This is a genomic window from Pseudonocardia sp., from assembly GCF_029263155.1.
GTDB lineage: Bacteria > Actinomycetota > Actinomycetes > Mycobacteriales > Pseudonocardiaceae > Pseudonocardia.
Genome location: NZ_JAJCYB010000113.1, coordinates 1 through 10,672 on the forward strand (window position 1 = coordinate 1; position 10,672 = coordinate 10,672).

Consider the following 10,672-nt stretch of genomic DNA (forward strand, 5'->3'; position numbering starts at 1 on the left):
GCGGCGGCCCGGGGGGCGGTGGCGTCGGCCCGCCACCCGCCGGCGGCCCACCGCAGCTCCGGCCCCCCCCGGGTGGGGCCCCGCCCCGCCCACCCCGAGCCGACCTGCATCCTGATGATCGAGACGGTCGCGGCCGTCGCCGCGCTGCCCGACATCCTCGCCGAGCCGGGCATCGACGGGATCTTCGTCGGGCCCTCCGACCTCGCGCTGAGCGCCGGGCTACCGCTGAGTGCCCAGGACGGCGACCCCGCGTTCGAGTCCCTGCTGCGGGAGATCGTCGGACCCTGCCGCGAGGCCGGGCTACCCGTCGGCATCTACTGCGCGTCGGCGGCGCACGTGCACCGGTTCCGTACGGTGGGCATGACCTTCACGGCCCTGCTGTCCGAGGCCGCGATGCTGCGGGCGGCGGCCACCGCCTACCTGACGGCCGCCCGTCACGACCCGGCCCCGCCGGATCCGTCCTGAGCGGTGTTCACCCGGTCCGCCGCGTGCGCGGGTCACCCATCCCGGCCAGCAGCGGGGCCTGCAGCCGCGCCCACGGGGACAGCTCACCCGCCGCCGCGGCGTCCAGGAACCGGTCCCAGGTCCACCACTCCCAGGTGGCCACCTCGTCGGGCGCCGGACTCGGCTCGCCGTCGATGGTGCACACGAAGACCGGGCAGAACTCGTGCTCCTCGATCCCGCCGTCGGGTCCGCCGTCGGAGGCGCGGTAGCCGAAGTCGGGCAGCGCGAGGCGCAGGTCCGTCGCGCGCACACCCAGCTCGGTGCGCAGGCGCCGTCGCACCGCGTCGGCCAGGTCCTCCCCCGGCGCCGGGTGACCGCAGCAGGTGCCCGTCCAGACCAGCGGGAACGCGCGCTTGGCCCCCGAACGCCGGGTCACGAGCACCCGGCCGACCGCGTCGAAGCCGTAGCAGGAGAACGCCAGGTGCCGAGGTGTCGTGACCCCGTGCACGGTGGCCTTGTCGGCGACCCCCACGGGGTTGCCGGCGTCGTCGACGAGCACCACCTGCTCGCGGTCGGTTTCGCTGCGCACGGCGCCCAGCCTGCCATCGCCGGTGCGACGCCGCGCGCCCGGCGCTGAGAGCGGTCTAAGCCCGCGCTCACGGCGGCCCCAGCGCCTGCCGGGACCGTGGTCGGTGCCCGCAGCCACCACCCACGGAGGATGATCGACGATGATGGCCCCGACCACCCGCACCGCCGCACTGCTCGCCCTCGCCGCCGGCAGCCTGGCCCTCGTGGCCTGCGCCGCCCCCGCTCCCGCGGTTCCCGCGGTCGACCTCGGCCAGGCCGCGGGTGCCGACGTCATCCCCCGGAGCGGGCCCGGCGTCCCGGCGCCCACGGCCGCCCCCGGCCTCGACGGCGAGTACCGCGTCGCAGCGGGCGAGGCGGCCGTCGTCACGCTGACGGTGGCCGGGGACCGGATCGACGTGCTCGACGTCGCGACCGAGCCGGGCTGGCGGCAGGTCGAGGACCAGCGCTCCTCCGGTGAGATCGACATGACCTTCGTCCGGGACGCGCTCGTGGTGTCCCTGGACGTGGAGGTCGACGACGGCCGCCTCGAGACCGACGTCGACATCGAGTCGCCCGCCGCACCCGGCGCGGTCACCTACGACGTGGCCGGCGCGGGCAGCGTCACGGTCGAGGCGACGGGCGACCGGGTGCTGCTCGTCGGGCAGGAGGCCGCGGCGGGCTGGGTCGCCACCGTCGACGAGCAGGAGCTCGCCGAGGGTGAGGTCGAGATCCGGTTCCGCGACGACGGCGCGAGCCGCACCGTCGACTTCGACGCCGACATCGACGACGGTGAGCTCACCGTCGACATCGACAGCCGGACGGGCCGCGACTACGCCGCCCCGCCGGTCCGCTGACCGGGAGTGACGCGTGCGGGCACTGGTGATCGAGGACGAGGCGCGGATCGCGTCGTTCCTGGAGTACGGGCTCACGGCCGAGGGGTTCACCGTCGAGATCGCCGACAACGGGCGCGACGGGCTCGACCTCGCGCGCAGCCGGGAGTACGACGTGGTGATCCTCGACCTGATGCTGCCGAAGCTGACCGGCGAGGAGGTGCTGCGCCAGCTCCGCGGCCAGGGCTTCCCGGTGCCCGTCATCGTGCTCACCGCGAAGGACGCCGTGCTCGACCGCGTCGACAACCTCAACGCGGGCGCCGACGACTACCTGGTCAAGCCGTTCAGCTTCGCCGAGCTGCTGGCCCGCATCCGCGCCCGGATGCGGGTGGGGGCCGACGCGGCCACGACCGGTTCGGTGATCACGCACGGCCCGCTGCGGCTGGACCTGCCCCGCAGGCGGGTGTGGCGTGACGACGTCGAGGTAGCGCTGACCAACCGCGAGTTCGCGCTGCTGGAGGTGTTCCTGCGCCACCCCGGGCAGGTGCTCTCGCAACCGCAGCTGCTCGACCTGGTGTGGGGCTACGGGCACGATCCCGGGTCGAACGTCGCCGAGGTCTACGTCAGCTACCTGCGCCGCAAGCTCGGCGCCGACGTCATCGAGACGGTCCGGGGTGGCGGGTACCGCAGCGCCGAGTTCCGGTGAAGGTGCACTCGCTGCGCTTCCGCCTCGCGGCGCTGGCCGCGCTCGTGCTGGCCGTCAGCCTGGGGCTGTCGCTGCTGCTGTCGGTGGAACTGCAGCGCGCGGTCGGGCAGCGCGATCTCGACCAGTCGCTGGCACGCGAGCTCACCCGCTTCACCCGCGCCGTGCAGACCTCCGCGGTCGAGCAGGGCGGCACCGCCACCGTGGCGGTGGCCGAGCGGGCCGTCAACGACTACTACCGGCTCAACCCGGGCAGCACCACCTACCTCACGGTCGTCCGGCTCGGCACGACGGTCTTCGTGTCCCCCACCCCGCCCGTCGAGCTGGCCGACGCCGCGCGGTCGCTCGCGATCCCGGCCGGCACCGTCGACGGCTACGAGACGCTGCCCAGCCCCGCGGGCCCGTTGCGCTCACTGCGCACGCCGGTGACGATCGACGCCACCGTGATCGGCTCGGTGCAGGTGGTGGGGCGCGCCCAGCCGATCTCCGACGCCACCGCCGAGTCGCTGATCGCGCTCGGTGCGCTGGCCGGGATCTGCATGCTCGTCGGGGGCTCGGCGCTGGCGCTGGCGATCGTGCGGTCCCTGCGCCCGCTGCGCGCGCTGGCCGACACCGCACAGCGCACCGGGCACCTGGACCAGCTGTCGGTGCGGGTGGCCGAGCCGCGTCGCGCCGACGAGGTGGGGGTGCTCGCCCGCGAGTTCAACCGCATGCTCGGGCGGCTCGAGGACTCCGCCCGCGCCCGCACCGAGTTCCTGGCCACCGTGTCGCACGAGCTGCGCACGCCGGTGACCATCGCGCGCGGGCACCTGGAGACCCTGGAGCGCTCCGGGGCCGCCGACCCCGAGCGGGTGCGCGCCACCACCCGTGTCGTGCGGGAGGAGCTGACCCACGTCGGGCGGCTCGTCGACGACCTGCTCGCACTGGCCCGGGCCGGCCTCGACGACTTCGTGGCCCCCCGCGAGGTGCCGCTCGACCGGTTCTTCGCCGACCTGGAGCTGCGGCTCGAGGGGCTGGCCCTGCCCCAGGTGGAGATGCTGCCCCCGCCGGGGCTGACGATCCGCGCCGATCCCGCCCGGCTCCAGCAGGCGCTGCTCAACCTCGCCGTGAACGCGACGGTGCACACCCCACCGGGCACCCGTGTGATCATCTCCGCCCAGCACGCCGGCGACCGGGTGGCGCTGACCGTCGCCGACGACGGCCCGGGCATCCCCGACGACGTCGCCGCACGGGTTCTGGAACCGTTCGTGCGCGCCACCTCCGGCGGGCACGACTCCTCGGGCCTGGGCCTGGCCGTCGTCGACGAGGTGGCGCGGGCCCACGGCGGGCGGGTCACGGTCGACACCGGCCCCGGCGGCACGGCGGTGACGCTGGACGTGCCGGTGTCCGGCCCACCCTGACGATCGGCTTGCGAAACCGCTCACCCGGGCGCCGCATCGGGGAGGATCGGTGCCAGCGACGACCGGAAGGAGCCCGATGCCCGTCCACGACCCGCCCACCACGGGGCGGCGCGGGGTGACCCGCGCGCTGACCGAGGAGTTCGCCGGACTGGTTCCCCCCGACGTCGTGGGCAGCGAGGTCGCGGCGGCTGCCCGGGAGCTGCGCGGCCAGGTCCCGGAGGGATCCCTGGACGAGATGCTGCACCGGCTCGCGTCCTACCGGCTGCGGGGCTGGGCCGTGGTACGGCGCTGAGCGTCGGCGGTTCGCCGCTCATCCCGGACGCCCGGCGCCCATCACCTCCAGCGCGAACCCGACGTACTGGCGCGCCACCTGCTCCGGCGCCAGCGCGCCGTCCGGCCGCCACCATGTCGGCAGCGCGGTGCACATGGTGACGACGGCCCTGGCGGCCTCGTGGGGGTGGTCGGCGCGGAACCGCCCCTCGCGCACCGCGTCCTCCACCTCCCGGTCCACCATCCGCTGCTGCACGGTGCGCACCTCCGCGATCCGCTGCCGATTGGCCGGTGCGAGGCTGCGCATCTCGGTGGCCCCGACGAAGCCCAGCTCGCGCCGGTGGGTGTGGAAGAGCACGAGGTGCTCGACGAGCAGGCAGAACCGCTCGGCCGGGTCGCGCCCCTGCGCCAGCGCCGCCCGCGACCGGGCCAGCAGGTCGGTCATCGTGAGGTCGAGGATCGTGACCAGCAACTGCTGCTTGCTCGTGTAGTAGTGGTAGATCCCCGGGACCGACAGTCCGGCGCGCGTGGCGATGCCGCGCACGGTCGCACCGTGGTAGCCGATGGCCAGGAACTCGTCGAGGGCGGCACGCAGCACCGGCTCGAACCCCAGCGGACCGTACTCCCGCCAGTCCCCGGCCGGCGCGGGCGGCTCCGGGGGCCGCACGGGCGGGTCGGGGTGGGCGGCCGGGCCCGCGACGACGTCCAGGATCTGCGGCACCGTCGTGTCCAGGGCCTCGGCGATGCGGGTCAACCGTGCGACGCTCAGCCCGGTCCGGCCGTTCTCGACCTGGCTCAGGGTGGCCGGGCTGACGCCGAGGATGCGGGCGAGCGTGCGCAGGCTCATCCCCCGGGCCGTGCGGGCCGCGCGTACCTGCGCACCCGGCGTCGAGTCGTCCGTACCCATGCGACCACCACCTCGAATCGTTCAGATAATCTAAACAGACGACCGTGTTCGAGGCACGCCGTCTCCGTTTGACGGCCATTCAGGTGACCTGCATCATCAACTGAACGCCTGCCGTTCGAGCGTTCGGTCGCGTGCGCTCGTGTTCATCCCGAGGAGACGATGATGTCCGATGCCCCCGCCATGGGTGAGTTCCTGGGTGCCGACGCGCCCACCAACTGGGGCAAGTGGGGCCCCGACGACGAGCTCGGCTGCCTCAACTACCTCGACACCAAGGAGGTCCTGCGCGGCGCGCAGCACATCCGATCCGGGGAGACCTTCACCCTGCAGATCCAGATGGGCCGCACCGACGGGCCCGGCGACCCGCTCTGGCCGGGCCGGGAGGGCATCAAGCGCCAGAACGTGATGGACGAGGGGACCTGGGACGGTGACGGCGCGCCGGCGTTCCCCGGTGGCCTGCACTACGCCGACGACACCGCACTGATCTTCCTGCAGGGGTCCACGCAGTACGACGCGCTCGGGCACGTCTGGTACGACGGCAAGCTCTGGAACGGCTACGACGCGCGCACCACGGTCGACGCCATGCAGAAGGCCACCGTGCTCCCGATCGCCGAGAAGGGCATCGTCGGTCGCGGCGTGCTCGTCGACATGGCCCGCCATCGCGGCAAGCCGTGGCTGGACAAGGGCGAGACGTTCACCCACGTCGATCTCGAGGAGGCCGCGGCCGCTCAGGGGGTCACCATCGAGCCGCACGACATCCTCTGCGTCCGTACGGGGTTCATGAAGTACTGGTACGAGCTCAACGACAAGGAGAAGTTCTACGACGGGTTCTGCGAGCCCGGCCTGACCTACTCCCGCGAGCTCGTCGAGTGGTTCCAGCAGCGGGAGATCCCGAACCTGGTCACCGACACCATCGCCAACGAGGTCACCTTCGACCCCGAGACCGGTGTCGCGCTGCCGCTGCACTGCGCGCTGATGCGCAACCTGGGTGTGACGCTGACCGAGATCGCCTGGTTCGAGGAGCTCGCCGACGCCTGCGCCGCGGACGGCCGCTGGAGTTTCCTCTACGTCGCGGCGCCGCTGAAGGTCGTGAACGGGACGGGAGCCCCGGTCAACCCGGTCGCGATCCGATGACCACCGCCGCGGAGTCGACCGTCTACGGGTCGAAGCCGTGGCTGGCCCGCTACGCCGCGGGGCAGCCGTCGTCGATCACGCCCGAGTTCGACAGTGCGCTGGACATGTTCCGGGCCGCGGTGGCGCGCGACCCGGACGGCGAGATCATCCGCTACTTCGACGGTCGGATCACGCTGCGCGAGCTCGACGCGCTGACCGACGCCTTCGCCGCGGGGATCGTCGACGCCGGGTTCGCCCCCGGCGAGCGGGTGGCGGTGTACCTGCAGAACGTGCCGCAGTTCCTCATCGCCCAGATCGGGTGCTGGAAGGCGGGCGGCATCGCCGTGTCGATCAACCCGATGAACAAGGGGCGTGAGCTCACCGAGCTGCTCACCGACTCCGGTTCCACCGTGCTGGTGTGCCTGCAGGGGCTCTACCGCGACGTCGCGGCGCAGGTCGTGCCGGGCACCGCGGTGCGCACGGTGATCACCACCTCGGAGCTGGAGTACCAGACCCGGGACGAGCCGCGGATCTTCTCCGGGGTCGAGCGGGTCGCCTGCGAGGGCACCCTCGACATGGCCACGATGCTGGAGCGCTTCGCCGGGCAGGCCCCGCCCGCGGTCGCGCTGGGCCCGGACGACATCGCGTTCCTGACCTACACCTCCGGCACCACCGGCCCGCCCAAGGGCGCGATGACCACCCACCGCAACGTGGTGTTCAACGCGCAGACCTACCGCGACTGGGTGGGCCTGAGCAGCGACGACGTGGTCCTCGGAGTGGCGCCGCTGTTCCACATCACCGGCCTGATCGCCCACATCGCGATCTCGCTGCTGATCGGGGCACCCCTGGTGCTCATGTACCGGCTCGACCCGGCCGTCACGATCGAGACGATCCGTGACGAGCAGGCCACCTTCAGCGTCGGGTCGATCACCGTGTTCATCGCACTGATGAACTCCCCGGCCGCCGACCGCGACGCGCTGCGTACCTTCACGAAGATCCTCTCCGGGGGCGCGCCGATCCCGCCGTCGACGGTGACGGCGTTCAAGGAGACGTTCGGGCACTACATCCACAACGTCTACGGCCTCACCGAGACCACCTCCCCCAGCCACGGCACGCCGATGGGCACCGAGGGTCCGGTCGATCCGGCGTCGGGTGCGCTGTCGGTCGGCGTGCCGGTCTACGACACCGTGGTGCAGATCGTCGACGACGAGGGCAACGACCTGCCCGTCGGCGAGATCGGCGAGTTGGTCACCACCGGCCCGCAGGTCGTCGCCGGGTACTGGAACAAGCCGGAGGAGACCGCGAAGGCCCTGCCGGGGGGCTCGCTGCACACCGGCGACGTCGGTTACATGGACGCCCAGGGCTGGTTCTACATCGTCGACCGCAAGAAGGACCAGATCAACGCGGGCGGCTACAAGGTGTGGCCGCGTGAGGTCGAGGACGTGCTGTACGAGCACGAAGCGGTCCGGGAGGCCGCCGTGGTGGGTGTGGCCGACGAGTACCGCGGTGAGACGGTGAAGGCGTTCGTCAGCCTGCGACCTGGCTGCACGGTCAGCGCGGACGAGCTGATCGAGTTCACCAGGGCGCGGATGGCCGCCTACAAGTACCCGCGCCAGGTGGAGTTCCTCGACGAGATCCCCAAGACGGTGACGGGCAAGCTCCTGCGCCGTGAGCTGCGAGCGAGCGAGCAGTCATGACGAGCACCGTTCTGGTCGCCGGGGCCAGCGGACTGGTGGGCGCGGCGTGCGTGGAGCGGTTCCTCGTCGACGGCTGGGACGTCGTCGCGGTGTCCCGCCGCCGGCCCGAGGTCTCCGACGCCAGGCCCTACCGGCACCTGCCGATCGACCTGCGGGACGCCGCGGCGAGCGCGCAGGCGGTCCGGGAGCTGGCCGACGTCACGCACGTCGTGTACGCGGCGGTGTTCGAGAAACCCGGCTTGGTCGCCGGCTGGACGGAGCAGGACCAGATGGACACCAACCTGGACATGCTGCGCAACCTCATCGAGCCTCTGTCGGACGTCGCCGCGCTGCGGCACGTGACGTTGCTGCAGGGCACCAAGGCGTACGGCATCCACCTGCACCCGATGCGGGTGCCCGCACGGGAGCGCTTTCCGCGCGACGAGCACGCGAACTTCTACTGGTTGCAAGAGGACTACCTGACCGACAAGGCAGCGGCGGCGGGCTTCGACATCACCATCATGCGGCCCCAGCTGATCGTCGGCCCGAACGTCGGGGTGGTGATGAACCTGCCACCGGTGATCGGCGCCTACGCGGCGATCCGTCGGGAGGAAGGCAGGCCGTTCGGATTTCCCGGCGGGGCGCCCTATGTGTGGGAGGCGGTCGACACGCGTCTGGTGGCGAACGCCATCCGGTGGGCGGCCGAGGCGCCGGCCGCAGTCGGCCAGCATTTCAACCTGACCAACGGTGAGGTCTTCGAATGGCGGGACCTGTGGCCGGCGATGGCTGATGCGCTCGGCGTGGAGGTCGGCCCGGACGAGCCGACGTCGCTGGCGGAGTTCCTGCCGTCCCGGGCCGACCGGTGGGACAAGATCGTGGCCAAGTACGGGCTGCGGCAGATCGGGATGACCGAGCTGCTCGGCGAGTCCCACCACTACGCGGACTTCTGCTTCGCCTACGGCGCGACGGATCCGCCGCCGCCGGCTTTCGTGAGCACCGTCAAGATCAAGGAGGCCGGCTTCACCGAGGTCCGGGACACAGAGGAGACCTTCGTGCACTGGCTCAGGGTGCTCCAGGAGCGCCGGGTACTGCCACCGGCCCGGTGAGCGTCAGGTACCTGAGGCTGAGCGGGATGCATCGCAAGGCCGCAGTGAGCGTGGCGTGCTCAGCACGCGAGCGAGGGAGAACGCCGCGAGGCGCCCGGTCAGCCTCAGGCGCGGGCGACCTTGCCGGCTTTGAGGCATGAGGTGCACACGTTCATCCGACGACGGGTGCCCTGGATCGCGGCCCGGACGGTCTGGATGTTCGGGTTCCAGCGGCGGTGGGTCCGGCGGTGGGAGTGCGAGACGGACATGCCGAAGCCCGGACCCTTACCGCAGACGTCGCAGACGGCAGCCACGTCAAAACTCCTCGCGTTCGATGTTCTGTGCGCTCTGACAGGGCGCGGGACCGGTGGAGCCACCGGATGTCGGGTTCCAGGGTAGCGAGCCGGGTCGGCCCGGACCACACCGGGGCGGTCGATACGCTCGGCGGGACGGCATCATGAGGAGGGTAACCGGCGTGCTCGACGTGCTGGACTCGGCCGCCGTGCGCCGCTGGACCGACCTCTCGGTGGATCTGCTGGAGGACTGCCGAGCGGAACTGGACCGGATCAACGTGTTCCCGGTGGCGGACTCGGACACCGGCACCAACCTCGTGCTCACGGTGCGGGCGGCGGCCGATGCGGTCGCCCGGGGGGGCGCCGGCCGGACCGGACCGGACGGCGAGGCCCCGGTGGGCACGGTGGCCGCCGCCGCAGCCGACGGTGCCCTGCGCGGGGCCCGGGGCAACTCGGGGGTGATCGTGTCGCAGCTGTTCCGCGGGGTCGCGGAGGTGTTGCTGACCGGTGGCGCCACGGGCCTGACCGGACCGGCGCTGGCCGAGGCGCTGAACCGGTCCGACGAGCTGGCCAGGGCGGCGGTCAGCAGTCCGGTGGAAGGCACCGTGCTCACCGTGCTGCGCGGCGCCGCGGAGTCGGCCACCGCCGTGGTGGACGGTGCGGCCGTGGTGGACGGTGCCGTCGTCCGCGCGGCAGCCGGTGGCGCGGCGACCCTGGGGGCGGTGGCCGCGGCCGCCGTGCGCGGGGCCCGGGAGGCGCTCACCGACACCCCTCGGCTGCTGCCGGTGCTGGCCCGGGCCGGGGTGGTGGACGCGGGCGGTTACGGCGTGCTGCTGCTGCTGCGGGCACTGCTCGCGGTGGTGGAGCAGCAGCGGCCGGTACGGGCGGCCGAGCCGGTGGAGGCGCTGGCTCAGGTCGCCGGCGGGCATCGGGGCTGGGAGCGGGAACGCGACGCGCTGGTCGGCGAGCGTGAGGGCGGCTCCACCCGCTACGAGTACGAGGTGATGTACCTGCTCACCGAAAGCACCCCCGGGCGGGTGGCGCGGTTGCGCGCCCGGCTCGACGAGCTGGGTGACTCGGTTGCGCTGGTGGGCTCGGGTGGGTTGTCCGTCGGCGCGCGGGGCGGCTCGACGCCGTCCGGTCGGGGCGAACCACCGGGCGACGAGGTGTGGAACGTGCACGTGCACTGCACCGACGTGGGTGCCGCGATCGAGGCCGGGGTGATGGCCGGCCGGCCGCGGCGGATCACCGTGGTCCGCTTCACCGATCAGGCCGACCCGAACCGACCGGACGGAGCCGGCCGGTTCGTGCACGCCCGTGGGGTCGTCGCGTTGGTCGGGGCGCCGTCGCTGTCCGAGCTGGTCGCGGTGGACGGGGTATCCGTGCT

Annotated in this window: 12 protein-coding genes; 9 read left to right on the plus strand and 3 right to left on the minus strand. The window is 72.8% G+C overall.

The window, feature by feature from the left end; translation table 11 throughout:
* Nucleotides 1-465 (plus strand): aldolase/citrate lyase family protein (locus Q1K26_RS24045; protein ID WP_300017412.1); only part of this gene is annotated, 465 nt, incomplete at its 5' end.
* A 7-nt stretch (nucleotides 466-472) separates the two neighbouring features.
* Here the strand turns inward: Q1K26_RS24045 and idi are convergent.
* Nucleotides 473-1,033, minus strand: coding sequence for an isopentenyl-diphosphate Delta-isomerase (gene idi, locus Q1K26_RS24050; RefSeq protein ID WP_300017415.1), 561 nt, complete (start codon nucleotides 1,031-1,033; stop codon nucleotides 473-475).
* Nucleotides 1,034-1,172: 139 nt separating this feature from the next.
* Between idi and Q1K26_RS24055 the strand changes: the two genes are divergently transcribed.
* From Q1K26_RS24055 to Q1K26_RS24070, 4 genes are all read left to right on the plus strand, one after another.
* Nucleotides 1,173-1,865 (plus strand): hypothetical protein, encoded by a 693-nt coding sequence (locus Q1K26_RS24055; protein WP_300017418.1) that lies wholly within the window; start codon nucleotides 1,173-1,175, stop codon nucleotides 1,863-1,865.
* 13 nt (nucleotides 1,866-1,878) lie between these two features.
* Nucleotides 1,879-2,547 carry a response regulator transcription factor gene (locus tag Q1K26_RS24060; protein ID WP_300017421.1) on the plus strand — a complete coding sequence of 223 codons (669 nt, stop codon included), beginning with the start codon at nucleotides 1,879-1,881 and terminating at the stop codon, nucleotides 2,545-2,547.
* Nucleotides 2,544-3,944, plus strand: coding sequence for a HAMP domain-containing sensor histidine kinase (locus Q1K26_RS24065; RefSeq protein ID WP_300017424.1), 1,401 nt, complete (start codon nucleotides 2,544-2,546; stop codon nucleotides 3,942-3,944). The genes Q1K26_RS24060 and Q1K26_RS24065 overlap by 4 nt, the downstream gene beginning before the upstream one ends.
* 76 nt (nucleotides 3,945-4,020) lie before the next feature.
* The gene (locus Q1K26_RS24070; RefSeq protein ID WP_300017427.1) at nucleotides 4,021-4,236 is read left to right on the plus strand and encodes a hypothetical protein; all 216 of its coding nucleotides are present in this window, start codon (nucleotides 4,021-4,023) and stop codon (nucleotides 4,234-4,236) included.
* Between the two features lie 18 nt (nucleotides 4,237-4,254).
* Here the strand turns inward: Q1K26_RS24070 and Q1K26_RS24075 are convergent, their stop codons facing one another.
* Complete coding sequence (locus Q1K26_RS24075) at nucleotides 4,255-5,121, minus strand: helix-turn-helix domain-containing protein (RefSeq protein WP_300017431.1); 867 nt, start codon at nucleotides 5,119-5,121, stop codon at nucleotides 4,255-4,257.
* Nucleotides 5,122-5,283: 162 nt separating this feature from the next.
* Between Q1K26_RS24075 and Q1K26_RS24080 the strand changes: the two genes are divergently transcribed.
* From Q1K26_RS24080 to Q1K26_RS24090, 3 genes are read left to right on the plus strand one after another with little or no spacing between them, the layout of a single operon-like run.
* A complete protein-coding gene (locus Q1K26_RS24080; protein WP_300017434.1) occupies nucleotides 5,284-6,252 on the plus strand; it encodes a cyclase family protein in 969 nt (322 codons plus the stop codon).
* Nucleotides 6,249-7,928, plus strand: coding sequence for an AMP-binding protein (locus Q1K26_RS24085; RefSeq protein ID WP_300017437.1), 1,680 nt, complete (start codon nucleotides 6,249-6,251; stop codon nucleotides 7,926-7,928). The genes Q1K26_RS24080 and Q1K26_RS24085 overlap by 4 nt, the downstream gene beginning before the upstream one ends.
* A complete protein-coding gene (locus Q1K26_RS24090; RefSeq protein ID WP_300017440.1) occupies nucleotides 7,925-9,013 on the plus strand; it encodes an SDR family oxidoreductase in 1,089 nt (362 codons plus the stop codon). Before Q1K26_RS24085 ends, Q1K26_RS24090 begins: the two co-directional genes overlap by 4 nt.
* Nucleotides 9,014-9,117: 104 nt before the next feature.
* Here the strand turns inward: Q1K26_RS24090 and rpmB are convergent, their stop codons facing one another.
* Nucleotides 9,118-9,306 (minus strand): 50S ribosomal protein L28, encoded by a 189-nt coding sequence (gene rpmB / locus Q1K26_RS24095; protein WP_300017443.1) that lies wholly within the window; start codon nucleotides 9,304-9,306, stop codon nucleotides 9,118-9,120.
* Nucleotides 9,307-9,449: 143 nt separating this feature from the next.
* Between rpmB and Q1K26_RS24100 the strand changes: the two genes are divergently transcribed.
* Nucleotides 9,450-10,672 (plus strand): DAK2 domain-containing protein (locus Q1K26_RS24100; protein WP_300017445.1); only part of this gene is annotated, 1,223 nt, incomplete at its 3' end.

Coding starts and splice junctions, on each gene's coding strand:
- Q1K26_RS24055 (WP_300017418.1), top strand. CDS start 1,173: ATGATGGCCCCGACCACCCGCACCGCCGCACTGCTCGCCCTCGCCGCC.
- Q1K26_RS24070 (WP_300017427.1), top strand. CDS start 4,021: ATGCCCGTCCACGACCCGCCCACCACGGGGCGGCGCGGGGTGACCCGC.
- Q1K26_RS24075 (WP_300017431.1), bottom strand. CDS start 5,121: ATGGGTACGGACGACTCGACGCCGGGTGCGCAGGTACGCGCGGCCCGC.
- Q1K26_RS24080 (WP_300017434.1), top strand. CDS start 5,284: ATGTCCGATGCCCCCGCCATGGGTGAGTTCCTGGGTGCCGACGCGCCC.
- Q1K26_RS24085 (WP_300017437.1), top strand. CDS start 6,249: ATGACCACCGCCGCGGAGTCGACCGTCTACGGGTCGAAGCCGTGGCTG.
- Q1K26_RS24090 (WP_300017440.1), top strand. CDS start 7,925: ATGACGAGCACCGTTCTGGTCGCCGGGGCCAGCGGACTGGTGGGCGCG.